This window comes from Mycobacterium sp. DL440 (assembly GCF_011745145.1).
Classification (GTDB): Bacteria; Actinomycetota; Actinomycetes; order Mycobacteriales; family Mycobacteriaceae; genus Mycobacterium.
The window spans coordinates 2415367-2442069 of record NZ_CP050191.1 but is presented as its reverse complement, the minus strand read 5'-3'; the positions used below and the strand labels follow the sequence as shown (position 1 = coordinate 2442069).

General features: G+C 65.8%; 21 protein-coding genes, 1 tRNA gene and 2 pseudogenes. 9 read left to right on the top strand and 15 right to left on the bottom strand.

Features of this window, described 5'->3' with window-relative positions:
* Positions 1–2: 2 nt before the first annotated feature.
* A complete protein-coding gene (locus tag HBE63_RS11845; RefSeq protein ID WP_243858613.1) occupies positions 3–1223 on the bottom strand; it encodes a CdaR family transcriptional regulator in 1221 nt (406 codons plus the stop codon).
* Between the two features lie 266 nt (positions 1224–1489).
* Here HBE63_RS11845 and HBE63_RS11840 point away from each other — a divergent pair, with 266 nt between their 5' ends.
* The 3 genes from HBE63_RS11840 to HBE63_RS11830 are packed head-to-tail and all read left to right on the top strand — an operon-like array spanning position 1490 to position 5039.
* Positions 1490–2509: a TIGR03842 family LLM class F420-dependent oxidoreductase gene (locus HBE63_RS11840; protein ID WP_166904916.1), complete on the top strand. Its 1020-nt coding sequence runs from the start codon at positions 1490–1492 to the stop codon at positions 2507–2509.
* A gap of 44 nt (positions 2510–2553) precedes the next feature.
* The gene (locus HBE63_RS11835; protein ID WP_166904915.1) at positions 2554–3402 is read left to right on the top strand and encodes a nitrilase-related carbon-nitrogen hydrolase; all 849 of its coding nucleotides are present in this window, start codon (positions 2554–2556) and stop codon (positions 3400–3402) included.
* A gap of 26 nt (positions 3403–3428) precedes the next feature.
* Positions 3429–5039, top strand: coding sequence for an NCS1 family nucleobase:cation symporter-1 (locus tag HBE63_RS11830; protein ID WP_166904914.1), 1611 nt, complete (start codon positions 3429–3431; stop codon positions 5037–5039).
* A 66-nt stretch (positions 5040–5105) separates the two neighbouring features.
* On the opposite strand, the gene HBE63_RS11825 is transcribed toward HBE63_RS11830, so the two are convergent.
* From HBE63_RS11825 to uvrB, 4 genes and pseudogenes are all read right to left on the bottom strand, one after another.
* A tRNA-Cys gene (locus HBE63_RS11825) sits at positions 5106–5176 on the bottom strand.
* A gap of 61 nt (positions 5177–5237) precedes the next feature.
* Positions 5238–6005: a DUF899 domain-containing protein gene (locus HBE63_RS11820; protein ID WP_166904913.1), complete on the bottom strand. Its 768-nt coding sequence runs from the start codon at positions 6003–6005 to the stop codon at positions 5238–5240.
* 239 nt (positions 6006–6244) lie between these two features.
* Positions 6245–6737 (bottom strand): annotated as a pseudogene (locus tag HBE63_RS11815) (MFS transporter); the annotation flags it as partial.
* A 44-nt stretch (positions 6738–6781) separates the two neighbouring features.
* Complete coding sequence (gene uvrB / locus HBE63_RS11810) at positions 6782–8941, bottom strand: excinuclease ABC subunit UvrB (RefSeq protein ID WP_166904912.1); 2160 nt, start codon at positions 8939–8941, stop codon at positions 6782–6784.
* A gap of 68 nt (positions 8942–9009) precedes the next feature.
* Here uvrB and HBE63_RS11805 point away from each other — a divergent pair, with 68 nt between their 5' ends.
* Positions 9010–9516, top strand: a complete 507-nt coding sequence (locus HBE63_RS11805) for a DUF402 domain-containing protein (RefSeq protein WP_208301438.1) — start codon at positions 9010–9012, stop codon at positions 9514–9516.
* A gap of 11 nt (positions 9517–9527) precedes the next feature.
* Positions 9528–10103, top strand: a complete 576-nt coding sequence (locus HBE63_RS11800) for a hypothetical protein (protein WP_166904911.1) — start codon at positions 9528–9530, stop codon at positions 10101–10103.
* 3 nt (positions 10104–10106) lie between these two features.
* Here the strand turns inward: HBE63_RS11800 and HBE63_RS11795 are convergent, their stop codons facing one another.
* The 4 genes from HBE63_RS11795 to rpsA form a co-directional block, all read right to left on the bottom strand.
* A complete protein-coding gene (locus HBE63_RS11795) occupies positions 10107–10841 on the bottom strand; it encodes a FadR/GntR family transcriptional regulator (RefSeq protein ID WP_166904910.1) in 735 nt (244 codons plus the stop codon).
* Between the two features lie 92 nt (positions 10842–10933).
* Positions 10934–13036 (bottom strand): CocE/NonD family hydrolase, encoded by a 2103-nt coding sequence (locus HBE63_RS11790; protein WP_166904909.1) that lies wholly within the window; start codon positions 13034–13036, stop codon positions 10934–10936.
* Positions 13037–13203: 167 nt separating this feature from the next.
* Positions 13204–14367: a dephospho-CoA kinase gene (gene coaE / locus HBE63_RS11785; RefSeq protein WP_166904908.1), complete on the bottom strand. Its 1164-nt coding sequence runs from the start codon at positions 14365–14367 to the stop codon at positions 13204–13206.
* Between the two features lie 75 nt (positions 14368–14442).
* Positions 14443–15888 carry a 30S ribosomal protein S1 gene (gene rpsA / locus HBE63_RS11780; protein WP_166904907.1) on the bottom strand — a complete coding sequence of 482 codons (1446 nt, stop codon included), beginning with the start codon at positions 15886–15888 and terminating at the stop codon, positions 14443–14445.
* Between the two features lie 226 nt (positions 15889–16114).
* Between rpsA and HBE63_RS11775 the strand changes: the two genes are divergently transcribed.
* Entirely contained in the window at positions 16115–17299 is a 1185-nt protein-coding gene (locus tag HBE63_RS11775; protein ID WP_166904906.1) for a PrsW family intramembrane metalloprotease, read from the top strand.
* 12 nt (positions 17300–17311) lie between these two features.
* Here HBE63_RS11775 and HBE63_RS11770 read toward each other — a convergent pair whose 3' ends face one another.
* Together HBE63_RS11770 and HBE63_RS11765 are read right to left on the bottom strand one after the other, a co-directional pair.
* Complete coding sequence (locus tag HBE63_RS11770; RefSeq protein WP_166904905.1) at positions 17312–18574, bottom strand: SMI1/KNR4 family protein; 1263 nt, start codon at positions 18572–18574, stop codon at positions 17312–17314.
* 121 nt (positions 18575–18695) lie between these two features.
* The gene (locus tag HBE63_RS11765) at positions 18696–19079 is read right to left on the bottom strand and encodes a MerR family transcriptional regulator (protein WP_166904904.1); all 384 of its coding nucleotides are present in this window, start codon (positions 19077–19079) and stop codon (positions 18696–18698) included.
* A 53-nt stretch (positions 19080–19132) separates the two neighbouring features.
* On the opposite strand from HBE63_RS11765, the gene HBE63_RS11760 reads away from it, so the two are divergent.
* Positions 19133–20077, top strand: coding sequence for an MBL fold metallo-hydrolase (locus HBE63_RS11760; RefSeq protein ID WP_166904903.1), 945 nt, complete (start codon positions 19133–19135; stop codon positions 20075–20077).
* On the opposite strand, the gene polA is transcribed toward HBE63_RS11760, so the two are convergent.
* On the bottom strand, positions 20071–22731 hold the full coding sequence (gene polA, locus HBE63_RS11755) for a DNA polymerase I (RefSeq protein ID WP_208301437.1): 2661 nt from the start codon (positions 22729–22731) through the stop codon (positions 20071–20073). The two genes, HBE63_RS11760 and polA, sit on opposite strands and share 7 nt — an antisense overlap.
* A 34-nt stretch (positions 22732–22765) precedes the next feature.
* Positions 22766–23677: a LysR family transcriptional regulator gene (locus HBE63_RS11750; RefSeq protein WP_166904901.1), complete on the bottom strand. Its 912-nt coding sequence runs from the start codon at positions 23675–23677 to the stop codon at positions 22766–22768.
* Positions 23678–23767: 90 nt separating this feature from the next.
* On the opposite strand from HBE63_RS11750, the gene HBE63_RS11745 reads away from it, so the two are divergent.
* Positions 23768–24574, top strand: a complete 807-nt coding sequence (locus HBE63_RS11745; RefSeq protein WP_243858612.1) for an FAD-dependent monooxygenase — start codon at positions 23768–23770, stop codon at positions 24572–24574.
* A 5-nt stretch (positions 24575–24579) separates the two neighbouring features.
* Here the strand turns inward: HBE63_RS11745 and HBE63_RS11740 are convergent.
* Together HBE63_RS11740 and HBE63_RS11735 are read right to left on the bottom strand one after the other, a co-directional pair.
* Positions 24580–25580 (bottom strand): annotated as a pseudogene (locus tag HBE63_RS11740) (FAD-dependent monooxygenase).
* Entirely contained in the window at positions 25577–26146 is a 570-nt protein-coding gene (locus tag HBE63_RS11735; protein WP_166904900.1) for a TetR/AcrR family transcriptional regulator, read from the bottom strand. The pseudogene HBE63_RS11740 and the gene HBE63_RS11735 overlap by 4 nt, the downstream one beginning before the upstream one ends.
* A gap of 109 nt (positions 26147–26255) precedes the next feature.
* Between HBE63_RS11735 and HBE63_RS11730 the strand changes: the two genes are divergently transcribed.
* Positions 26256–26693 (top strand): Zn-ribbon domain-containing OB-fold protein, encoded by a 438-nt coding sequence (locus tag HBE63_RS11730; protein WP_166904899.1) that lies wholly within the window; start codon positions 26256–26258, stop codon positions 26691–26693.
* Positions 26694–26703: the final 10 nt, after the last annotated feature.

Below are 26703 nucleotides of genomic sequence, written 5' to 3'. Positions count from 1 at the left end.
CATTATTCGGGATGGGCCCCAACTGCCGCCAACTCGGACGCCAGAACCACCAGCACTCGCGCCGAGTCCTTGGGCACGGTCATGTCCAGTCCCGTGAGTTCCTTCAGTCGGCGTAGCCGTTTCATCACCGTGTTGCGGTGGCAAAACAATTGGGCCGCAGTCGCACTCGCATCGCCGTTTTGCGAAAAAACCCTGATCGTCTCCATCAACGCTGCCAACTCGGCGGGCCGACAATCACGCAACGGCCCCCGTATCGACTCCTCCAGGGCCGGCAAACGGCTCTGGAGGGCGGCTCCGGCGACCAGCGGCCAGACGTCCGCGATGGTCGTGGGCCCAGCGTGTTCGGGATGCATGGCCAAGGCGATCTCGCAGGCGATCTCGGCGGCCGAGCGCAACTGCGCGACCCCCAGGTACAACGGCGAAACGCCGCATCGGACCGATTGAAGGTCGGCGCGGTCGGGACTCGACGCGAATCCGTCGAGCACGCCTACCAGCCCGGAGGCGGCAACACCGGCCACCCACACCACCAAGATGCACTCCCCCATCACATAGGTGTAGGCCGACCGGCCACGACGACGCAGACGCTCGGCGAACTGCTGCAGCGGCGCCCCCTCGGCGACCAAGGCGGCGGCGACCCAGATGCCGTCGGTCTCGCGGATAGATAGCGCCTGTCCGGCCCGGGCGATGAAGGTCAACGACGGATACTCGTCGGTGATCAACTGCGCCAGCAGCGATTGCACGCTGAACGACCGTTCCTGCGCAATCGCAATCACTTCGTCGAAGTACGCCGCGTGGATGCTTCCTGCGAAACCGTCGACCACGCGCCACATGTCTTCCGTGTGGTGCGTCAGCACCGCGGCATCGTCGTCTTCGGACAGCTCCAGGAACGCCGACCACAGCACCGAGAAGTCACGGTGGATCGCTGCGGTGAGCTTCCTCGACTGCACGCCCTGGCGGGCACGCCGCACCCCGAGTTCACGGGTGACGCGGCGGTCCTCCTCGCTGATCGGTGCGCCGGCAAGTTGCCTGAGCAGCATCGTGAACGCCGTCCGCGCACTCTCGCGCAGATCGGCGGTGTCCACGCGCGATTCGTAGAACCGACGCCCCTCGTCGATCTGCGCCATATATGCATCGACCAGTCGCTCGCGATTGGCGGTCACCTGGTCGATCAGCTCCATCCAACGGATGCGCGACCACTGATCGGTTTCGCGAGCTTTGCGCACGACGGTCACCGTAGTCACGGGGCAGCGCCGCCGTCTACGGCCCGGGTGTGCACATGCACACGAAAAGTACGAATTTTCGGTGCACAGCGTGCTGGTTCAATGCCGGTTCGGCACATAAGTTCGTTGTGACCGCGGCCACAGTCGTGAGCGTTCGGTAGCACCACGAGAGCGACGCGCCGGAGGGCTTCAGGGTCGCCGGTCACGTCAAGCGCGGCCTCAGCCAGTACCTCATCTAGTCACGCCGTCGAACAAAGAAAGGTCTACCAATGGACTTCGGCATCGTGCTGCAACCAGATCCACCTGCCTCACGCGTGGTGGAGTTGGCGGTCGCCGCAGAGAATCGGGGATTCGACTACGTCTGGACGTTCGACTCGCACATGCTGTGGCAGGAGCCCTACGTCATCCACGGTCAGATTCTGGCGGCCACTCGCAAAGTGGTCGTCGGCCCCATGGTCACCAACCCGCTCAGCCGCGACGTCACGGTAACCGCCTCGACCTACGCGACGCTGAACTCGATGTTCGGCAACCGCACTGTGTGCTCGATCGGCCGCGGTGACAGCGCCATGCGGACGCTGTCCGGAAAGCCCTCCACGCTGGACACTTTGAGATCGGCGGTCAAGGTGATCTCCGACCTGGCCAACGGGCGCCCCACCGAGATCAACGGTTCCACCGTGCGCCTGCCCTGGGCCTCGAAGTCCACTCTGGACGTTTACGTCGGCGCCTACGGCCCGAAGGCGCTTGAGCTGTGTGGACAGGTCGCCGACGGATTCCTGCTGCAGCTGGCTGATCCCGACATCACCAAGTGGATGATCGAACGAGTCAAGAACGCGGCGGCCGACGCCGGACGCAACCCCGATGACATCAAGGTCTGCGTCGGTGCACCGGCCTATATCGGTGACGACCTCGACCACCAACGCGACCAATGCCGTTGGTTCGGCGGAATGGTGGGCAACCACGTCGCCGACATCGTCGCCAAGTACGGCAGCAGCGGCGCGGTGCCCCAATCGCTCACCGACTACATCAAAGGTCGCCACGGATACGACTACAACGCACACGGACGCGCGGGCAGCTCGCACTCGGACTTCGTGCCCGACGAGATCGTTGACCGCTTCTGCATCCTTGGACCCGCCGCAGCGCACGTTGCCAAATTGCAGGAATTACAGAAGCTCGGCGTCGACCAGTTCGCGGTCTATCTCCAACACGACGGCCAAGACCACACCCTGGCCGAGTACGGCCAATCGATCATCCCCACGATCAACTGCCCCGGCGACGTCATCCTCACCTAACCGACGCCACCCCAAAATCATTGAACGAGAGAGGAAAAGACCTCATGACCACGATAAAGGCAGCCATTACCCAGGTGGCCTGGACCGGAGACGAGGAGTCAATGGTCACCAAGCACGAGGATCTGACTCGACAGGCCGCCACGGCCGGTGCGCAGATCGTCTGCTTTCAGGAACTCTTCCACGGGCCCTACTTCGGCATCACCCAAGATCCGAGGTACTACGAGTACGCGCAAGCCGTCCCGGGTCCACTCACCGACCGCTTCTCGGCGCTCGCAAAGGAACTCGGTGTTGTATTGGTCCTGCCGGTGTACGAGGAGGAGATGCCGGGCGTCTACTACAACACGGCGGCGGTGATCGATGCCGATGGCAGCTATCTCGGTAAGTACCGCAAGAATCACATCCCGCACGTCGACCGATTCTGGGAGAAGTTCTACTTCAAACCCGGTAATCTCGGCTACCCGGTCTTCGATACCGCAGTGGGCAAGGTCGGCGTATACATCTGCTACGACCGCCATTTCCCGGAAGGCTGGCGCGAATTCGGGCTCGCCGGTGCCGAATTGGTCTTCAACCCGTCGGCCACCAAACCGGGCCTGTCCAACCGCCTCTGGGAATTAGAGCAACCTGCGGCCGCCGCCAACAACCAGTACTTCGTGGGCGCCAACAACCGAATCGGCACTGAGACCGGTGAATTCGGCGACGATGCGGTCACCTTCTACGGGAGTTCATATTTCGTGGATCCTCGTGGCAACTACGTGGGCGAGGTGGCATCGCAGGACACAGAGGAAATCGTGATACGCGACCTCGACCTGTCCCTCGTACGCACCATTCGCAACGAATGGCAGTTCTACCGCGACCGTCGCCCCGAATCCTACGAGGCCATCCCCGCCAGCTAGATTCCCGCTCACAGATGGAGTCCCCAATGCGCTCTGAAGCACCCGAAACCCCGTCGGCCGGCGAGTCTGCATCAATTCCATTGGACGCGCATGGACATACCCTGGAGGCCTCGCTCTACAACTCAGATCTGCGACCCATCCATCCGACCATGCGCACCTGGAAAAGCCGTGTCTACCTGACGTTGTGGGTAGCGATGTGCATGAACCCTGCGACCTGGACGCTGGCAGCGTCGCTCATCGCGCTGGGGATGAACTGGGTTCAGGCACTTCTCACGATCGTGCTGGCCAACCTGATCGTGTTGATCCCGATGCTGCTCAACAGCCACGCCGGCGCCAAGCACGGGATCAGTTTTCCGGTGTTCGCCCGAGCCGCCTATGGCGTGCACGGTGCCAATCTGCCCGCGGTGATGCGGGGACTGGTGGCATGCGGATGGTTTGGCATTCAAACCTGGTTCGGCGGACTGGGCCTCAATCTCGCCCTGGGTGCTGCGATCGGACCGTCCTGGTCACGGGCTCAGCCCGTCGACCTCGGCATCATCGGAACAGTGCCGATCACCACCTTGGCGTGCTACGCCATCTGTCTCGTCGTCCAGGTAGCGGTCATTTACAAGGGTTTTGAATCCCTGCGCCGCTTTCAGCAGATCGCGGCGCCGATCGTGGTGGGCGCCGTGGTGCTCCTGATCGTCGTACTCCTGTTCAAGACCGGCGGCGATCTCGGACCCGTGGTGTCGCAGCCCTCGGAACTGGGCTGGGGATCGCACTTCTGGCTATCGGTGTTCCCGATCAGCCTGATGGCCAACATCGCGTTCTGGTCGACTCTGTCGCTCAATATGCCGGATTTCACCAGGTTCGCCGAGAACCAGCAGGCACAGCGGCGGGGTCAGGCATGGGGTCTGCCGGTAACCATGCTGATCGTCTCCCTGATGGCGATCATCGCCACCTCGCTTGCGTCACAGCATTACGGGGTGACGGCCGCCGAGCTGTGGAATCCCGACGCCTTGGTGTCCCATTTCGGCAGTCGCGTAGCGGTTTTGGTGGGCGCCTTGGCCATCGTCGTCTCCAGTGTGCAGACCAACATGGCGGCCAACCTGGTCAGCCCGGCACTGGACTTCGCCAACGCACTGCCCAAGCTGATCACGTTCCGTCGGGGGGTGCTGGTTTCGGTGGCGCTCGGCACCCTGATCCTGCCGTGGAAGCTGCTGGCCAGCCCCGAGACATATGTGTTCGTCTGGCTGGGGTTCTATGGCGGTGTCATGGGGGCTGTGGGCGGCGTCCTGGCGTCCGACTATTGGCTCGCCCGCAAAACCGAACTACGGGTCCCCGAGCTGTTCGTCCTCGACGGCCACTACCACTTCACCAGCGGATGGAACGTTCGTGCGGTGATCGCCACGGCCGTGGGCGCATTCGTCGCGGTGGGCGGAGCCTACTCGGCGCCCGGAACCGATGGAGAGAAAATCGGGCCCTTCCCCGCCGACGGGGTGGTGCCGCTACTCAAGCCGCTGTACGACTACAACTGGATCGTCGCCTTCCTGGTCGCCATGGCCGTCTACTGGGTGTTGGCGTCGCATCGACGGCATAGCCACCACACAGTTCCATTTGACGCGATGCCCGTGCCCACGGTCACGCCGAGCGCATAGACCAGTCGGGCCGGGAAGTACCACCGATCGTCGACGGTACTTCCCGGCCCGAACTGACCCCTATCGAGCGAGTGACGGGATTCGAACCCGTGTAAACGGCTTTGCAGGCCGGTTCCTGGCCACTCAGACACACCCGCGTTAGTTGGTTAGCCTGCCAGGCACCCCGGCACCCGCCCATAGTTTCGATCTCAATGATCACTAACCGCCGCAGTCCCCCACCGGCCTGCCGACCACTGCCCCAGCCTGCGGCCATCCGGCCGGCGAGTCCTCCCACGGTTCCTGCCGCCCGTACGGGGTGAGGTCGAGGAAAGGGTATCCGACCGCGGTGTGATCGAGGCCGCGCGCGAAGGCCGAGTAGGTGTGGAAGACCTCGTCGCCGCGGCGCAGGAAGACACTGGCCCCCGGCCAGTCACCCCGGAGGTCGTCGTCGGTGAAGCCTGCTTCGTGGAGTTCGTCGACGCACTTGTAGTTGTATTCGATGGGCGCACGGGCCGGATCGAGCGTCACGTGGAAGTCGTAGCTGAAATCACCGTCGCGCGACGAGTACCACGGGAACGTCCAGCCGTGGCCGTCGCGGTACGCCGCGATGCTGGCGTAGGGCGCCCGGGAGATGCAGGCGAACGTGACGTCCTTGCCGTGCAACAAGTCTCGATCTCTCGCGGTGAACGTCAAGTCGGCTGCGGCGGTGCAGCTGGGACATCCCTGGTCGATCGCGTCGATCCACATGAAGTGGTGGACGTAGAGCTGGCTGCGGCCCTCGAACAGATCGAGCAGCTTCACTTCACCGTCGGGCCCGTCGAACGTGTAGTCCTTGTCCACCTTCACCATCGGCAGCCGGCGGCGTTGGGCGTTGACCGCATCGCGCAGGTGCGTCGCCTCACGTTCGGCGGCCAACAGTTTCTTGCGAGCCTCGAGCCACTCTTCCCGAGCGACGACAGTTGGGTAGGCATTGAGCGTCAGCGGCATCGAATCACTCCCTTAATCGGTCCTATACGAGTGAGACTCGCGCCGGCGGCGAAACTCATCGCGCACGAGTGTGCGGAAAATGCCGACCGGACGCGGCGCGTCGGGGAGCAGACGCGCACGCTCGCGGGACTAGTGGGCCCGGCGACCGGTCCACGAACAGGAACCCGACCACCAGCGCCACCCCGACACCGATCAGAGCCGCCGTCCCCCGCCAATCGTGCGGGGCGGCAATGCGACGGGCGCCAGTGGCCGAACTGCGCGAACAGCCCGCCCGCCGCCGGACCGATCAGTGTGCCGATACCCCACATCGCCGACACCAACGCAGAGGCCTTGGTCCACAACGTATTCGGCAGCGCAGTGTTGATCACCGCATAACCCAGGCCGGCCAACAAGCCGCCGGCGAAACCCTGCACGGTGCGCCCGAGGAGCAGCACCTCCATGCTGGGGGCCAACGCACAGCCCAGGCTTCCGGCACCGAACACCGTGAGCCCCAACAGATATGCGCGCCGCGGGCCCAGCCGCATCAGCAGCGAGTGGACAGTGGTGGCCGCGACCACCGAGGCCACCAGGTACACCGTCGTCACCCAGGCGTAGAACCGCTGCCCGCCGATCTCGGCCACTGCACTGGGCAGCAGGCTGATGGTCAGGAATTCGTTGGTGGCGTACAGCAGCACGCCGGGCGCCCAACAACTGCCGCCAGGTCCCGGTATCGGGCATCACGGTATCGGTCACACCGACGACGCTAGAAGCTGAACCGCAGTTGAGGTCAACTCTGGTTACTTCAGGCCGGCCGCGTCCATCCCTCGCAGCTCCTTCTTCAGGTCCTGGATCTCGTCCCGGATCCGGGCTGCCAGTTCGAACTGCAGATCGCGGGCGGCGGTCATCATCTGTTCGGTCAGATCCTTGATCAGATCCGCCAATTCGGCCCGCGGCATGTTCGTGGTGTCCCGGCCCTCCACGATGCCGGCGCTGACGGAACGTCCCGGCTCGCCCTGAGCACGCCGGCCACGCGAGGCATTGCGCCCCGAACCGCCGACTTCGACCGACTCGGTGTCGTCAGCCTCGCGGTACACCTGGTCGAGGATGTCGGCGATCTTCTTGCGCAGTGGCTGCGGGTCGATCCCGTTCGCCTCGTTGTAGGCGACCTGCTTGGCGCGGCGGCGTTCGGTCTCGTCGATCGCGTCGCGCATCGAGTCGGTGATCTTGTCCGCATACATGTGCACTTCGCCGGACACATTGCGCGCCGCGCGGCCGATGGTCTGGATCAGGCTGCGCGTGGAGCGCAGGAAGCCCTCCTTGTCGGCGTCGAGAATCGCGACCAGAGACACCTCGGGAAGATCCAGACCCTCGCGCAGCAGGTTGATACCGACCAGCACGTCGTACTCCCCGAGCCGCAGCTGGCGCAGCAGCTCGACCCGCCGCAACGTGTCGACCTCCGAATGCAGATACCGGACCTTGATGCCGAGTTCCAGGAGATAGTCGGTGAGATCCTCCGCCATCTTCTTCGTCAGCGTGGTGACCAGAACCCGCTCGTCGCGCTCGGTGCGGGTGCGGATCTCGCCGATCAGATCGTCGATCTGGCCCTTTGTCGGCTTCACCACCACCTGCGGATCGACCAGCCCGGTCGGGCGGATCACCTGCTCGACAAACTCGCCCCCGGCCTGACTGATCTCATACGCACCCGGCGTCGCCGACAGGTACACCGTCTGCCCGATCCGGTCGGCGAATTCCTCCCAGGTCAGCGGCCGGTTGTCGACCGCCGAGGGCAGCCGGAAGCCGAAATCCACCAGGTTGCGCTTGCGCGACATGTCACCCTCGTACATGCCGCCGATCTGGGGCACGGTGACGTGGGACTCGTCGATGACGAGCAGGAAGTCCTCGGGGAAATAGTCGAGCAACGTAGCAGGTGACGAACCGGCCGGGCGGCCGTCGATGTGGCGCGAGTAGTTCTCGATGCCTGAACAGAACCCGACCTGTTTCATCATCTCGAGGTCGTAGTTGGTGCGCATCCGCAGGCGCTGGGCCTCCAGCAGCTTGCCCTGCCCCTCCAGTTCGGCCAGCCGCGCCTCGAGCTCGGCCTCGATGGTCGAGATCGCATGCGCCATCCGCTCGGGTCCGGCCACATAGTGGGTCGCCGGGAAGACCCTCAGGGAATCGACCTTCCGCACGATGTCGCCGGTCAGCGGATGCATGTAGTAGAGCGCCTCGATCTCGTCGCCGAAGAACTCGATACGCACCGCGAGCTCCTCGTAGGACGGGATAATCTCCACGGTGTCGCCGCGCACCCGGAAGGAGCCTCGGGTGAACGCCATGTCGTTGCGGGTGTACTGGACATCCACCAGCAACCGCAGCAACCCGTCGCGCGGCACCTCCTGGCCGACCTCCAGCTCCACCGAGCGGTCGAGGTAGGACTGCGGTGTGCCCAGGCCGTAGATGCAGGACACCGAGGCCACCACGACCACGTCGCGCCGCGACAGCAGGCTCGAGGTCGCCGAGTGCCGCAACCGCTCGACGTCGTCGTTGATCGAGCTGTCCTTCTCGATGTAGGTGTCGGTCTGGGCGATATACGCCTCGGGCTGGTAGTAGTCGTAGTACGAGACAAAATACTCAACAGCGTTGTGCGGCAACATCTCCCGCAATTCATTGGCAAGCTGGGCGGCCAGTGTCTTGTTGGGTGCCATCACCAGGGTGGGCCGCTGCAGCCGCTCGATCAGCCACGCAGTGGTGGCCGACTTGCCGGTACCGGTGGCGCCGAGCAGCACGACATCGCGCTCGCCGGCTTTGATCCGGCGCTCGAGCTCGTCGATGGCAGCCGGCTGGTCACCGGCGGGGTCAAACTCACTGACCACCTCGAACTCGGCGCCGGTCCGGACGATGTCGTCGACAGCCCGGTACTCCGAATGCGCGAGCACAGGGTGTTCGGTCGCGAAGGCCATGCTCACCAGCGTAGAACGGTGCACCGACAACTTCCGCCCGCGTTCACTCCCCGCGTAGTCTTGGGCGCATCCACGCACCCAAGCACGAGACATTCGACCTGGTGGCCCGCACGAACACCGATCCGAAAGGCATCGTGCGGGCCGTCGATGTCTACACCGTCGAGCCCTGGGGGCTGTACATGGCGCGGCCGACACCCGGCCGGGCCCAGTTCCACTACCTGGAATCGTGGCTGCTACCGTCGCTCGGACTGCGGGCCAGCGTGTTCCATTTCAACCCCGGTCACGAGCGTGACCAGGACTTCTACCTCGACATCGGCAGCTATACCGCCGGCCCGGAGGCCTGGCATGCGGTGGACCACTACCTGGACCTGGTGATCCGCACCGGGCGCGGCGTCGAGCTGTGCGACGTCGACGAGCTGCTCACCGCGGTCCGCCACGGGCTGCTGAGTCCGGAGGTCGGCGAGCACGCGGTGCAAACCGCGGCGACCGCGATCGAGGGCCTGGCGAGCTGCGGATATCGCCTGGATCAGTGGCTGTCCGGCAACGGAATGGCCCTCACGTGGCGGGGAGCGTAAGGTCGAGATTCATGAGCTCAGCTAAGTACGCCTGGGGAGTCCTCCCCGCACTGGCCGGACTGCTCACCGGCGCGCTGTTGATTCCCGCTGCGGCACAGGCCGATCCGGAGGCGCCGCCTCAGGTGGAACCGCTGCCCGACCAGGAGCTACACAACGTCACCTATCGCGCCAGGATCGACGGCGTATCGCGCAACGCGACCATCGCCTACAAGATCGACGACGACAACATCAACACCGCCGATCCGTCCATGCTGCCGGGGCGGATCTTCGAAGCGACCGGTGTGGTGTCCAACCCGGAGACCGCCGGAATGGCCGTCCGCATCGACTGGCCGTACTCGGCGAACCTACACTGCGAGATCCTGGTGGACGACCAGCTCATCGCTCAGGCCGACACCTTCGTCGGCCCACGATTGACCAGACCCAAGGACGATCCGAGCTACGGCAGTCTGCCCTGCGGCGCCCCGCTGAGCGCCCCGATGCCGGGCAATGCCGCCGACACCACCCCGGTGGGCACCGATCCCGCGACGCCGCCACCCGTTGACCCCTCGGTCCCGTCGTCGGCGGAACCTGAGCCACCGACCGCCTAGCCGTCAGCGCTTCAGCCAGGACTCGACCGTGTGCCGGGTGTCGTTGATGTGGGCCGCCATCTGCGCGGCGGCCAGCTCCGGATCACGGTTCGCGATCGCTTCGAGGATCGACTCGTGGTAGTCGTTGGCGTTGGGCTCCAGGCGTCCGAAGATGGCACCGACCGGTAGCCACATCCTCCGGCGGGCGTCGGCCACCGCCTCCAGCAGCCGCTCGTTCTGCGTAGCCTCGGCGATGCCGAGGTGAAATGCGGAGTCGAGGGTCTGGAAGTCCGTCGTGTGCTGAGCTGACTGGTCGTTCATCCCGGTCTGCAGCGCGGCTTCCATCCCCTTGAGCAGCTTGCGCAGCCCGGTCACATCGGTTGCCCGGCGTCGCTCGGCCGCCAGCCGGGTGGCCCCCGTCTCGACGACGACGCGATAGTCGAACGCATCGCGGATCTCCCGCTTGTTGCGGCGCAGTTCCCGGCGCATCTGGGCGGCGTCGTAATGCGGCGCCTGGACGGTGAACCCGCCGCCCCGGCCGCGCCGCACGGTGATCAGACCCTCCTTTTCGAGGACGGCCACGGCCGCACGCACCGTCGTGCGGGACACGTCGAGCATGTCGGAGAGTTCGCGTTCGGTGGGCAGCCGGTCACCGGGCCGGAACTGGCCGAGTTCCAGCGCCCGCCGCATCTGGTCGACGACCAGCTCATGGGCGGCAATCTGGCGGACCGGAACCAAGGCCGGTTTCAATGTTGACATGTTCGTCCCCCCTTTGGACGCTTCAGACGCTACCGCCTCAACCTCTGAACCCACGCCGGTGGCCCGATTACGGCCCTGTCGCCCAACACCTCTCACGCGATGGGATCGCTGGTGGGGACACTGACCCAACTGGGTGCCGCCGGATCGATGTCGAGATGTTCGGGATAGAAGGTGTTGCTTCGGTCGAATAGGAGTGCGACATCCCGAACGTCGTACGGCGGCGGTGTCAGTCCGGCCGCCATCATCATCGGCATCGGCGGGACGGCCGAGGGATAGTTGCTGCTGTAGATACTGACCCGCAGCCGGTGGCCCGGTTGCAAGACCGCGTCCAGCGGATAGGTGCCGAAGTCGATGGTCGTGGGCTCACCCGGTGTGACCGGCTGATATCCGCGCTTGAGATCGAGGGTCTGGATGGGGTCGACGTAGTCACCGTCGGGTCCGCGTTTGCTTCGTTCTTCGTCAACCTGCCGCATCGAAGACACGACCCACCCGGTGCTCAACGGAACTGAGGTGCCCGTGGCGGCGTCCACATCACTGACGGTTGCCATCCAGAAGCCGTCGGTTCCTTCGTGCCGTGTATTCAGATGCACGGCAACCGGACCGGAGAGCACCGTCGGCACCGACACCGGTTCGCTTGTGAAGGTCAGGCCGTCGACCTCATGTGTGTTCTCATTCTGGGCGCACTCCATGAGGATCGCGGTGATGCCGAGGTACTGGGTGTTGGTGATGTCCGAACAGAGGCTGGCCACCCCGACCTTGACGGTGAGCCGATTCGGTGTCGCCGGCGGGAGCGGCGACAACGACCCGTCGTGCAAGGTGCGTACCGCGGTATGACTTTCCTCGCTACGCAGGTACATCCGTCGGTTGGTCATCCCCGGGCGCGGCAACTGCGAAATCCGTTGCCATCCTTGGGCTCCTGGCATCTTCTCCAACACCGGCCCAAGGTTCTGTACGCCGTTGTCAATCCCTTTCAGCCAGTGGTCGAACCATGCCTTCTGTAGGACGTCCGCCCGGGGTGGGGCATCGCGCTTGCCATATCCGCCGGTACTGGTGACGTGGTAGCCCGGTCCCATGATCAGTTGTTTCTCACCGGGTTTGAGCCCGGTCAGATCCTGGAAGGAGCGGAACTCACCGTTGCGGAACAGGTCGCTCCAGCCGCCGGTGATCATCGTCGGGATATTGATATTGGCCATGTCGATGCGGGTGGCCTTGCGCCACGGCCCTTGTGAGTCATACAGCATCATCGCCTCGTGCGAGCCGAGCACCTCACCCATCGTGCGGGCGTTGAGTGCCGTGTACATCGCATCGGACATCGACGTGGGGTCCTCAGCGCGGTCATCGATCCACTTTTGATACTCCTGCTGGTAGGTACCCAGGACCATGGACTGCACATCGGGAACGCGCTTGAGACCGTTGACCATGTGCAGCCAGAACGGCAGGAACCCGACGTTGATACCCCCGCCGCGGAGCGCCACGTCCTGAACGAGATCGGTGGCGGGCTCGACGGCAAAGACAGCCTTCAGCGCGGGCGGCCGATGCGAGGCGGCCTGTAGCGCGCTGATGGCGTGATAGGAGACACCCGTCGCGGCGACCTTGCCGTCACTGAAGTCCTGCTTGCTGATCCAGTCGATCACCTCGACGGTGTCCTGCTGTTCCCGTGGGCCGGTCAACTGCCATTCCCCCTCGGAGAACCCGGTACCCCGCACGTCGAGGTCGATCCATACGTACCCACTTTTGACCAGCTGCTTGTCTGGCATTACGACCTGAGTCATGCCGCCGTCCATGGTCTGCATCAGTTGCATCAGGTTCCTCAGGGCCGGGTCGGAGCTTTCCAGGCTCCCGATGCCGCGCAGGATGCCGTCCTGGATACCCGGTGCGTTCATCAGCTTGGTTCCGATCGCCATCGCCCACTTGGCGTAGGGCGTCGCGTTGAGCACGGTCGGCAGCGGATCGGTGACGACCACGCCGTTGTCCATCGGCCGGTAGACGTTCGCCTTCAACACCGTCCCGTCACTCATCGTGATCGGCACATCCCAGTCGATGTGCACCGCCGAATGCGGTTGCGGCCCATCCTTTTCGGCCGTCCAGGCGCCTTCCATCCCGGTGAAGTCGTTGGAGTACGGCTGGTAGTAACCGTCACTGCCGGCTGCGGGATCAGCGTGCGCGGGCGGTCCGACCGTCGCGCTGACGAGCATAAAAGTACCGGCGACAACAGCTGCTCTGCGCACCAACGACATCCGCAACCCCCCTTGCATCCCAGCGGCCATATATACGGGAGTGGAGCGGTGCCGAAAGTCAGATTGCGATAATTGATCCCGCGTCGGGAAAGTCGGGGTATGTCGGTTCTTTGCCGGTATCGGCGTCAGGCGGTCCAGCCCGTCGTATCCGCCCACTCCCAGGCGCGTCGGTAGGCGTCCAGGAACCACGGCTCCTTGGCCACGACATAGTCGGAAGTCACCAATGCGGCACGCTTGGCCGCCAGGTAGTCGGCCTGCACGCCCGGGTTGGCCCGCAACCAGTCGACGAACATCAGCGCGAACCGCTGATTCGGCCGGCCGTCCACCCGGATGTGCACATTGGTTGGCCGTCCGGGATCTGCCGAGGCATGAAAATGCTTCTGCCACAACGTCGGATCGTCATCGTGCGGTGTGTCCGTGGTGATGCCCGGCACCACGGGATAGCCGGCGGTCAGCAACGCGTCGGCGAGTTCGTCGGCGACATCCAGCGACCCGACCGTCACCTGCACATCGATGACATCCTTGGCATCCATCCCGGGCACGGCGGTCGAACCGATGTGGTCGATGCGCACCGCACGGTGGCCGCAGGCCGTGTTGAGTCGGGCGATGATGCGGCGCGCCTGGTCCGGCCAGGTCGCGTCGTAGGGCACCAGGACGGGGTCCCGACGCGCCGGCTGCCGGATCTTCAGGTTGTGCGCGAAGGGCAGGATCCGCTCGTGCCAAAGGGCGCGGGCCTGCTCGACGACGGCGCCGGGGCTGCCCGAGTTGTCCAACCACACATCGGCGACCGCGCGGCGCTGCTCCTCGGTCGCCTGCGCGGCGATGCGGGCGCGGGCGTCCGCTTCGGTGAACCCGCGATATTCGATGAGCCGCTTGACGCGCAGTTCCGCGTCGGCGTTGACGATGATGACCAACGGGAACATCGGCGCCATCTGAGATTCCACCAAAAGCGGGATGTCCTCGATGATGACCGCATCTTCATGGGCCGCCGCGATGAGCTCCGACCGGCGGTGCGCCACCAGCGGATGCACGATCCCGTTCAGGGTGGCGCGCTTCTCATCGTCGCTGAAAGCGACCGCCGCCAACGCAGGACGGTTCAGTGCGCCCTCGGGCAGCAGGATCCCGTCCCCGAACGCGTCGACTAGCTTGGTCAAGCCCTCGGTCCCAGGCTCGACCACCTCACGCGCGATGACGTCACCGTCGACGATGATGCCGCCGAGATCGCTGAATGTTGCCGACACTGTTGACTTCCCGGCGCCGATACCGCCGGTTAACCCGATGCGAAGCACGCCCCACAGTCTGTCAGGCCCCTGGAACGACGAACGCCCCGACCCAAAGGGCCGGGGCGTTCGTTGCCGTACTTGTTAGGCGTTGCCTGCGAGCTTCTCGCGCAGAGCAGCCAGCTGTGCGTCGCTGGCCAGCGTGCCACCAGTGGACTCTTCGCGACCAGCGCCGTTGGACGACGACGAGGTCGGACGAGCAGCTTCCTCGGCCTCGGCCGCGGCGAACTTCTCCATCTGCGTGGTGTGCATCTTGTGCCGGCGCTCGGCCTCGGCATAGCGGGCCTCCCACTCTTCCCGCTGCTTGTCGAAGCCTTCGAGCCATTCGTTGGTCTCGGCGTCGAAGCCCTCGGGGAAGATGTAGTTGCCCTGGTCGTCGTAGCTGTCGGCCATGCCGTACTTCGACGGGTCGAACTCCTCGGTGTAGTCCTCGTTGGCCTGCTTGAGGCTCAGCGAGATCCGGCGACGCTCCAGGTCGATGTCGATGACCTTGACCATCGCGTCGTCGCCGACGGTGACCACCTGGTCCGGGACCTCGACGTGGCGCTCGGACAGCTCCGAGATGTGCACCAGGCCCTCGATGCCCTCCTCGACGCGGACGAACGCGCCGAACGGCACCAGCTTGGTGACCTTGCCCGGCACGATCTGGCCGATGGCATGTGTGCGGGCGAAGTGCCGCCACGGATCTTCCTGAGTCGCCTTGAGCGACAGCGAAACCCGCTCGCGATCCATGTCGACGTCGAGCACCTCGACGGTGACCTCGTCGCCCACCTGAACCACCTCGGACGGGTGATCGATGTGCTTCCAGGACAGCTCGGAGACGTGCACCAGGCCGTCGACACCGCCGAGATCGACGAAGGCGCCGAAGTTGACGATCGAGGAGACGACACCCTTGCGGATGGCGCCCTTCTGCAGCTGGTTGAGGAACTCGCTGCGCACCTCGGACTGGGTCTGCTCCAGCCAGGCGCGGCGGCTCAGCACCACGTTGTTGCGGTTCTTGTCCAGCTCGATGATCTTGGCCTCGATCTCCTTGCCGATGTACGGCTGCAGATCGCGGACACGACGCATCTCGACCAGCGATGCGGGCAGGAAGCCGCGCAGGCCGATGTCGAGGATCAGGCCGCCCTTGACGACCTCGATGACGGTGCCCTTGACGGCCTCGTCCTTCTCCTTGAGCTCTTCGATGGTGCCCCAGGCGCGCTCGTACTGAGCCCGCTTCTTGGACAGGATCAGACGGCCTTCCTTGTCCTCCTTGGTGAGAACGAGGGCCTCGACCTCATCGCCCACGGAAACGACCTCATTGGGGTCGACGTCGTGCTTGATGGAGAGTTCACGGGAAGGAATGACACCTTCGGTCTTGTAACCGATGTCGAGCAGAACCTCGTCACGGTCAACCTTGACGATGGTCCCTTCGACGATGTCGCCATCGTTGAAGTACTTGATGGTCTTGTCGATCGCGGCGAGAAAGTCCTCGGCCGAGCCAATGTCGTTGATGGCTACTTGCGGCGAGGTGATGGAGGGACTTGGCATGTGGTGGGTTGCTCCGGACAGGTTTACTCGTAGGGACAGTAGTTTTGCGGTAGTGCCTTCGTGCTGATCCGTGACGGGTCTAGCTGCGTGCACAGATACGTAAAGAGGGTACTAGACCAGGCACACGCAGGACAAACCGCCTCCCCTGACGAGGCGTCAAGGGCTCGCCGGAGCGCCCGCCGAATTGGTGCCGGGAATGCAGCCTACCCACCGCTACGCTTCGCACGTGGCGTACTCCCCGACCCCCGGCCCCGTCCATCGGCCGTGGTTTCCGATCACCGCACCACTGCCCAGGCCGGTCCGGAAGGTCGGGGCCCCACTGGCCGCGATCATCGCCTGCGGCGTCGTCATCGGTGCGCTGGTACTGCTGTTCACCGCGCTCAACCCCGTCGGCGCGATCATCGGGTTCACGCTGTCGAGCATCGTGATGACCGGGGCGGTGTTCGCCTATCTGTGGCTGGACCGCTGGGAACCCGAACCGCCCCGATTGTTGCTGTTGGCCTTCGGTTGGGGCGCCGCGGTCGCCGTGGTGCTCTCCCTGATACTCGGCCTGTTCGCCGATGCGCTGCTGGCGACACCCGGTGTCGACTCATCCCACAGTTTCGCCTCCGTGGCGATCCGGGCACCGTTCATCGAAGAGGCCGCCAAGGGCCTGTTCTTGCTGGTCATGATGACCGGTAGGCGCCGCAACGAGCTCAACTCGCTGACCGACTGCCTGGTCTACGCCGGCCTCGTCGGTCTCGGGTTCGCCTGGCTGGAAGACATCATGTACATCTCCAGCGCGGACTCGTTGGGGGGATCCCTGCTCACCGCGGCGATGCGACTGATCATGGCGCCGTTCGCCCACTCGCTGTTCACCACGATGACCGCGATCGGGGTGTACTTCGCGCTGCAGCGGCGCAGTGGCATCACCAAGGTGCTGTGCATCCTGGCCGGCTACCTAGGCGCGGTGCTCATGCACGGGTTGTGGAACGGCTCGTCGCTGCTCGGCGCCGGAACCTACTTCATCGTCTACATCGTGTGGATGGTGCCGATCTTCATCATCATGATCGTTGTCGCCGTCACCAGCCGTCGCCGCGAACAGCGCGTGGTGGCGGCCAAGCTGCCCGGCATGGTCGCCGCCGGGCTCATCACCCCCAACGAGGCCACCTGGCTCGGATCGCTGAAGACCCGCCACGGCGCGATTCAGCAGGCAACGATGGCCGGCGGCCGCCCCGCGGGCAAAGCCGTCGCCGCGTTCGCAGCAGCCGTCGTCGAGCTGGCCTTCGTGCGCGACCGCATCGACCGCGGCTTCGGCGATGCGCAGGTGTACGCGCTGCAGCAGGAAGAGGTGTACTCGGTGACCGTAGCCCGCTCGGCCGCGCCGATCCTGCACTGGTTGTCCAACTACCAGGCACCCGTCCGGTACTGAGCGGCCGGCGGTCTATCCGGTCCCGCGCACCCGGACCATGTCGAGCAGCGGCAGTCCGCGGTGGTGCAGCAACGCGTTCGCGACCTCGATCGTGTCGGTGACCGGTGGGCACAGCCAACCTTGTCGGGCGTCTTCGAATCCGACCGCATGCAGGCTGTCCGGGATTAGTCCGTCATCGATGACGGTGCGCCACGTCGCCACCGGCATCGAGACGAACTCGAGCGCCGGCAGGCGGCTCAGTGCATCCAGTCCGCCGACCGTCGGCGATGAGATGAACACGCTGCGCAGCCGGGAGTGGCCGGCCAGCGGGTTCAAGTCGACGGGCGCGTCGCGGTCACCCAGATGCAGAACCTCGGCCTGAGGCTCGACGTCGGCGATGGCGGCGACGGTCAGGCCCAGTTCGGATGCTTCGTCCTTGATATCGAACGGGCTCCGGGGGTTGATGACGGCCCCGCTCCGCAGGTATTCGGTCAGCGAGGGTGCCAGCCACTGTGCACCGACGGGGGCATCGCGGTGGACGTGCAACAGCTGACCGACAGTGCCATTGGGTCCTGGCGCCATGTCCACCACGAAGAATCCGGAATCGGGATCGGTGCCCACCACGAACCAGGCCTCAGAGTGTGCGAGCGGCTGAACCTGACCGAATCGGTCCGGGGCCACTGCGGTATCGGCGCCGGATATCCACGAGAGATACCGCCGTTGCGGCTGGCAGTAGGCACGTCCTTCCGGTTCGTCGACCGGCATGACGTACATCCCGCGGGTGATCCAAGGCAGGTCAGGATCGCTGGACTCGTCGATCGAATAGAAGTCGCCGTCGGCCGTCGCGGCATACAGCGCCCGGACATCGGGTGGCAGCGAGTAGCCGAACGCCTGTTCCGCGGCCGCCAAGTGCCCGGGGTCCGTGGCGGGAACGTCGGTCGGCTCGCGACGGATGATGCGAGTCACCGCCTCCGGATCACAACCGGGCGAAAATCCTTGTCCGGCAACAGATTCCGGCTTCCGTTGGTAAGGTTCCGGTATAGCTCCAGGAGTCAGCACCACCCCGCTGATCGAGCCGGAGTCAGTCATCCCGGTCAGGTGTGGCGAATCGGTGTCGACCAGCAGGACCTCTGCGGAGCCATCCGGTCGCGCGATACCGCAGTAGATGAAGGCGCATTCGGCGGCCTTGGCCTGCACCGTCGTGACGACCTCGCGGTCCAGGAGCAGCGACCCGCCGTACCCGCCATGAGAGAACTCCCCGCGGTCGGTGGTGTCGCAGTCGCTGGAAGTAGCCAACGACGTCAGGGTGTTCAGGAAAGGCTGCCAGATCTGCGGTGAAGTAACAGCGTCATCGAGCACCATCCGAATCTAGGCGACGCTGGATCTCATTCCGAGCTCCAGCCGATGCGATGGTCAGCTAATGCGCAGATTGCGCGAATGCCGCACAGTCGGGGCACTCCGACACCATTGGATGCACGCAGGTGACGACGTGGGAGAGGAACCGCTCGGCTCGCTGCAGCCGGGAGATGTCATCCGCGATCCGCTGCACCGTGCTGGTGATCATGTCGATTCGGACGTTGCGATCAGCGGCCCGCAGATCGCGGATCTCCGCGAGCGCAAGGCCGGCATGCTGGCACAACCGCACCAGCCGGGCCCTAGTGATCAGTTCGTCGTCATAGCGCCGGTGCCCCGAGGCGCTCCGCAACGGGACCAGCACTCCGACGTCTTCCCAGTGCCGCAGCACGTGGGGCTGGACACCGGCTGCCGCGGCAGCCGCCCCGACCGTATATAGCTCACCCATGCCGGCGCGCACCCCTTGACTTCAGGTCGACCTGAAGTTCTACCTTCGCACACATGACCACCACTGCCTCCCAAACTCCGGTTCGACAGCCGAGCCTGTGGGCCTGCTGCTCGGCGTTCGCCCATGTGCCGGCCGGGCTCATCCGGCCCCGACGCCCGGACCGGAACCTGCTCAACCAGTTGAACGATGCGGGCCTGCCGTCCACAAGCCAGACCGTCACCGTCCGCACGCTGCGCCAAGTACCGAAATGGGTGCCCACCGCGGGCATCGTCGAAGGAACCCGCGCCCCATGGCGCATTCCCATCGCCATGACCGCATTCATCGTGGAGCATCCGCGGGCCCGCTTCGTGGTGGATCCAAGCATGTGCGCCGATGTAGGTGTCCGGGTGCTCAGCCAGTTACCCGCCGTGCTGCGTCCAGCCGTTACACCTCCGGCCGACGTGGTTACCACCGCAGCCGCGCTGGCCGAAGTACTCGGCGAGAATCGCGTCGACTTCGCACTGCCGACCCATCTGCACTGGGATCACATCTGTGGACTTCTCGACCTGCCCGCCATGCCCGTGCACGTCCATCACCCCGAGCTTGAGTGGGCCACCAGCGGTCCGGTCGCACCGGTCGGCGGCGTGCGGGATTCGCTCCAGGACAGACCCATCACCACGTTCACGCTCGAGGGCCCGCCGGTCCTGACCTTCGAACGCAGCCACGACCTCTTCGGCGACGGCGCGGTGCAACTCGTCGACCTGGCCGGCCACACTCCCGGCAGCATCGGGCTCCTGCTCAACACGGCCGGCGGATGGGTGTTGCTGGCCGGCGACGCCGCCTGGCATGACCTCGGCGTGCAGCACATCCGCCAAAAGCCCAGTTACCCAGGAGCATTCGTCGACGAGGATCGCGACGAATGCTTCCGCACCCTGCACCGGTTACACGCGGTCAGAGATCGGGTCCGGATTGTCCCGACGCACGACCATGTCGCCGCGGTGTCGTTGCAGGGTCAATGAGCCGCGGCGTCCCAGCTGCGGCCGTACCCCACCGACACCTCCAACGGGACATCCAACGGATACGCATTGCCCATGTGCTCACGCACCAAGGCTTCCAGCGTGTCCCGCTCCCCCTCGACGACCTCGAAGAGCAGTTCGTCGTGAACCTGCAGCAGCATGCGTGACTTGAGCCCGGCCGCCTTGATCGCCTCGTCGACGTTGATCATCGCCACCTTGATGATGTCGGCGGCACTGCCCTGGATGGGCGCGTTGAGAGCGGCCCGCTCGGCGGCCTCGCGGACGTTGCGGTTGCTGCTGTCCAACTCGGGCAGGTAGCGCCTGCGCCCGAACACCGTCGACGTGTAGCCGTCCTTGCGGGCCTGGTCCACGACGTCGCGCAGATAGTCGCGGATCCCGCCGAACCGCGCGAAGTACTGCTCCATCTGGATCTTGGCTTCCTCGGTGGAGATCTTGAGCTGGCTCGCCAGGCCGTAGGCGCTCAAGCCGTAGGCCAGGCCGTAGGACATCGCCTTGACCCGTCGGCGTAACTCCGGGGTGACCTCGTCGATCGGCACGTCGAACGCCCGCGACGCGACGAACGAGTGCAGGTCCTCGCCGGTGTTGAACGCTTCGATGAGGCCTTCGTCGCGGGACAGGTGCGCCATGATCCGCATCTCGATCTGGCTGTAGTCCGCCGTCACCAGCTCGGTGTACCCGTCGCCGACAACGAAGGCGTTCCGGATACGCCGGCCTGCCTCGGTGCGGATCGGGATGTTCTGCAGGTTGGGCTCGGTGGACGAAAGCCGGCCGGTGGCCGCGATGGTCTGGTTGAACGTGGTGTGGATCCGGCCATCGGTGGCAACCGCCGCCAGCAGCCCGTCGACGGTCACTTTCAGCCGGGTGGCGTCCCGGTGTGTGAGCAGGTGCTGCAGGAACGGGTGCCCGGTCTTGTCGAACAGCGACTGCAGCGCGTCCGCATCCGTGGTGTAACCGGTCTTGGTGCGTTTGGTCTTGGGCATCTCCAGCTCGTCGAACAGCACGACCTGCAGCTGCTTGGGTGAGCCGAGATTGATCTGCTTGCCGATCACCGCGTATGCGGCCTCGGCGGCGTCGCGGATCTGATCGGCGAACTCGCTCTGCAACTCCTTGAGGTAGTCGCTGTCGACCGCGATGCCGGTGTGCTCCATCTGGGCGAGCACCCGCTGCACCGGCAGTTCCATCCGGCCCAGCAGTGACGACGAGTCGATCTTGGCCAGCTCCTCGTCGAGCGCATCGGCGAGGTCAAGCACCGCGCAGGCCCGCAGGATCACGGTCTGCACCGCCTGCTCGTCCACCCCGTCCGAATCATCCAGAAGTGAAAGCTGTTGCTGCTCTGGACTTTCAGCACGAAGTTCCCGCTTCAGGTACCGCACCGACAAGTCGTCGAGGGCGAAGCTGCGCTGGCCCGGCCGAACCAGGTAGGCCGCCAGGGCAGTGTCGGAGGTGACGCCACGCAGCGTCCAACCCCGGCCGGCCAGATCGTGCATCGCCAGCTTGGCCTCGTGCAGGGCCTTGGGTGGGCCGGGGTCGGCCAGCCAGGACGACAGCGCTTCCTCGTCCTGCGCGGTCAGCGTGGCGGTGTCGATGTAGCGGCCGTCGCCGTCGGCCGAGACGATGGCCAGGGCAGTGGCGTCGGCGTCATAGGCCAGGTGGGTGCCGACCACCGCCATCCCGAACCGGTTGCCCAGGCTGTGTTCGGACAGCCACGCGGCCAGCTCGCCGGGTTCCAGTGCGCGCCCGCGCACGTCGAACCCGTGCTCCGCCTCCGGCTCGGCGGCTACCAGTGTGTCGAACAGCCGATCCCGCAGCACCCGGAACTCGAGGTCGTCGAACAGCCGGTGGATCTGGTCGCGGTCCCACGGCAGCACACGCAACGTGTCCGGCGTCTGGGGCAGCGGCACATCCTTGACCAGTTCGGTCAGCTCACGGTTGAGCACCACGCTGGACAGATTGGACCGCAGCGACTCCCCGACCTTGCCCTTGACCTTGTCGACGTTGTCGACCAGGGATTGCAACGAGCCGTATTCGACGATCCACTTGGTGGCGGTCTTCTCCCCCACGCCCGGGATACCGGGCAGGTTGTCGCTCGGGTCGCCGCGCAACGCGGCGAAGTCCGGGTACTGCGTCGGCGTCAGGCCGTACTTCTCCACCACCGCGTCCGGCGTGAACCGGGTCAGCTCGCTGACCCCCTTGCGCGGGTAGAGCACGGTCACGTCGTCGCTGACCAGCTGCAACGCATCACGGTCGCCGGTGACCACCAGCACGCGGTAGCCGGCGTCCTCGCCCTGGGTGGCCAGGGTGGCGATGATGTCGTCGGCCTCGAATCCGGGCTCGGCCAGCACCGTGATGCCCAGCGCGCCGAGCACCTCCTTGGTGATGTCGATCTGGCCTCGGAACTCGTCGGGCGTCGCCGACCGGCCTTCCTTGTACTCGGGGTACTTCTCCTTGCGGAACGTCTGCCGCGACACATCGAAGGCCGCGGCGACGTGGCTGGGCTGCTCGTCACGCAACAGGTTGATGAGCATTGCGGTGAAGCCGTACACCGCGTTGGTGGTCAGCCCGCCCTGCGTCTTGAAGTTCTCCGCAGGCAGCGCGTAAAACGCGCGGAACGCCAGGGAATTACCGTCGAGCAGCATCAGTGTGGGCTTCGCGTCCGTCACGGCCCTAACTCTATGCACCGCCGCCGACGAGTTCGGCGGCCATCTCGATGAGCGCCCGCGCGGCCGGGCTGATCGGCCCGCTCGCACGCCAGGCCAGCACCAACCGACCGCGCAGTTCCGGCCGGATCGAGATGGCGTGGACATCGGCGCGCTGCCGCCCCACCGAACCGGGCACGATGGCCACGCCCAGGCCGCGGGCGGCGAGATCGGCGAGCGCGTCGGGCGTGGCGGCCTCGAACACCACGTGCGGCACCACGCCGGCCGCCACGCAGGCCCGGTCGAACTGCCGACGGATGCCGCCACCGGCGGGCAAGGAGATGAGCGGCCGCTGCGCGAGCGCGGCGAGAGTGACCGTCCGGCGCGCCGCCCACGCGTCGCTGCGACTCACGACGGCCTCGATCGGTTCGTCGGTCGTGGTGGCGACCGCCAAGCCGTCGGGCACCTCGTCGGAGCCGATTGACGTGATCGCGACATCGAACCGGCCACTGCGGACGCCGTCGATCAGCGCATCGGAGGTGTCGGTGGACAGCGTGACCTCCACCGCGGGATGGGCCCGGTGGTAATCGGCCAGCAGCTGCGGCAGGTCGACGTTGTGGGCCGTCACGGTGCCCACCGTCACCGAACCGCGGACCAGCTGGGTGAGCTCGTCGACTGCGGTCTTGGCATACCGCACCGCATCGAGGGCGGCCCGCGCATAGGGCAACACCGCCGCCCCCGCTGCGGTGAGCCGGACCTCGCGCCGGGACCGGTCCAGCAGCGGCTGGCCCAATTCCCGCTCCAGCCGGGCGATCTGGGCACTGACCGCGGGCTGCGCCACGTGCACACGCTGTGCGGCGCGGGTGAAGTTGGCCTCCTCGGTGACCGCGACGAAGTACTCGAGCTGCTTGACCGAGCTCGGCCTGGGCGACGCCGTCCGCGCCATCGCAGCCAGACACTACTGTTCCGCGAGCCCCGCGGAATCGAAGGCGGCTACCGCTACCCGCAATGCTCGGTGCACCGCGGACGGTTGCAGATGCTGTTGCTCGACGCGGTCTGGGCCCGGCTAGGATCCGCCGCGGTGCGGACCGGCGCCGGCGTGGTGGACTTCACCGAAACCGACGGCGCGGTGCACGTGCAGACCCGCGCCGGGGAATTCACCGCCGAGGTGTTCGTCGGCGCCGACGGGGTGCACTCGACGGTTCGGCGCAGGCTGCATCCGGGCCCCGATCCACTCGCCTGGTCGGGAGTACGGATGTTCCGCGGCGCCAGCCGGATTCCGCCATTTCTCAACGGCCGCACGATGGCCATCGTCAAGGGCCCGTGTGGCGTCGAGCTGGTCACCTACCCGATCGGCGGCGATCTGGTGAACTGGGTACTGCAGGTCCCAGAGGCCGGCCCCGGCCCGCTTCCCGGTGACGCGAACTGGAACACCCCGACCGATCCCACGGCGGTGGCCGCCCACATGTCCGGCTGGCACCTGGACTGGCTGGACACCGCCGAGCTGGTGGCCCGATCCGAGGCCGTGTTCGAGTACCCGATGGTCGATCGGGAACCGCTGCCGCGCTGGGGAACTCAGCGTGTCACACTACTCGGTGACGCCGCGCATCCGATGTACCCCGTCGGCGCCAACGGCGGCTCCCAGGCCATTCTCGATGCGCGAGCTCTGGCCGATGAGCTGGCCACCGGCCGCGGCGTCGCCGGTTACGAAGCCCGCCGGGTGCCCGAGACGACGGCGGTGGTGCACGCCAACCGCGAGATGCATGCCGGCGACCCGCACGATCTGGACCGCGTCACCGCCGCATACCGACGAAACACCCTGGCCGACAGGAGCTCCCGATGACCGCTTCAGCCTCCCGCCCGGCGCAGTTGGTCGCGGATGACTTCGAGCCGGGCGCTGATCGCACCGATGTATCCGTCGGGCCGGACCAGAACGCAAGTGCCGACCGGTACGTCGTAATCAGCACCGGGCGCGAGGCGCACCAGCGGCACCCCGAAATCGACTGCCTCGCCCCCGAATTGCAGTACCGTCCAGTGCGGGCCACGGAACACGTCGAACAGCCGGCGGCCATCGGTCAGCAGACCGTCCGGCGCCCGGTCGCCGGCTCGTAGCGATCCGATGGGATCTGTGTCGGCCGCGAGCGGGCCGCCGCGGTAGTTGATGTCCAACTGGTGGATCGCGGCCGGCGCCGGCCCGGCTGCGCCGAAACCCTGACGGTGCAACAGGCCACTGAGTTGCAGCACCTCGGCGGCGACGGGCAGACGTTCGGCTTCATAGCTGTCAAGCAGGTCGTCTGGCGCTCCGTCCAACACCGCGGCAAGTTTCCAGCCAAGGTTGTAGGCGTCCTGCACTCCGGTGTTGACGCCCTGTCCCCCGGCGGGCGAATGCACGTGCGCGGCCGGTTCGTGTGCACCATGACGCCAGCATCGTCTTGCGTGAAACCCGTTACCCCGGTGTTGAATTCGACCGCCCCACCAAGTTCGGCGAATCGCGCCGCCAGGATCTGGTCGGTGCGCCATTGCGGAATCAGCCAGGTGTAGGGGTACGGCACCGCCGGCGTGGGTTCCAGCTCGGGCAGCCCCAGCAGTTGGTAGATCGGTTTCTCCCAGACCACCTCGGCCCCGCGGTACAGCCGCATGGGCGGAAACGACTCCCCGACGGCCAGCACGGCACCGATGACACCGAGGTCGTCGAACACCTCGAGCGTGCGCGGCTGCAGCCCTTTGCCGCGCGAGCCGGGGAACAACGTCGCTGCCTGGTCCAACACCCGGCAGGGCACGCCTCGGCGAGCCAGCTCGATGGCCAGGGTCAGTCCGGTCGGCCCGGCGCCGGTGATCACGACGGTCATCGGTCGATGCCTCCGAGCAGGATCAGAAGGATGTCATCGATCAGCCGCGTACTGAACACGGTGTCGACCGGCAGGTCGAGGTGTAGCTGCCGCAGGATCATCGCCTCCGCCACATCGTGGATCAGCTCGACGTCGGCGTTCGCGGCGATGTCGCCCCGAACGATGGCGCGTTGCAGCGCATCGTGGAAGGGCGAGAGCTCCGCCTTGTCGAGATGCTCGCGGATCGCCTCGGCAAGCTGGACATCGTGCCGCATCAGCGTCGCGAGTTCGGCGGTCACGCGAGTGAGCGGATCGGCCACCTGCGCGGAGATCATCTCCATCACGGCGAACAGGTCGCTGCGCAGCTGCCCGGTATCGGGCACGGAGGCGTTCCGGGCAGCGTCGGCAGCGTCCAAGGTGGCGCGGACAAGCTGCGCCTTGTTCGGCCACCGGCGGTAGATCGTGGCCTTGCTGGCTCCCGCCCTCGCGGCGACCGCATCGATCGTCAACGCCTGATATCCCCGTTCCGCCAGTAGTTCGGCCGTGGCAGCCAACACCGCCTGTTCACGCTCCACACCTCGCACCATGATTGAAGTGTACGAGACAGTTTCGTACACTTCAACCCAATATCTTGCCCCTCGGGACAAAACTGCAACACGTTTCAGTTCTGCGGTCTTGATCGTTTAGGCTGGCCGCGTGCCAGCAGCATCTTCGCAACCCGCGATCGACGGGTGGTTCGCCACCGACGACGCCGGTGCCACCCACCTGATCGGCGGCAAGTGCACCCAGTGCGCCACCTTCGTTTTCCCGCCGCGAGAGAACAACTGCCCCAACCCGGCCTGCGACAGCGACACCCTTGATCTGGTGCCGCTATCCCGCCGCGGCAAGGTGTGGAGCTACACCGAGAACCGGTACCTCCCGCCCACGCCGTATCCCAAGACCGACCCGTTCGAGCCGTTCGCGATCGCCGCGGTGGAGCTGGCCGACGAGGGCCTGATCGTGCTCGGCAAGGTCGTCACCGGCACCCTCGCCGCCGACCTCGAGGTCGGCATGGAGATGGAGCTGACCACCATGACGCTCTACACCGACGACGAGGGCGTCGAGCGCACCACCCACGCCTGGAGGATCCCGTGAGCACTCCCGA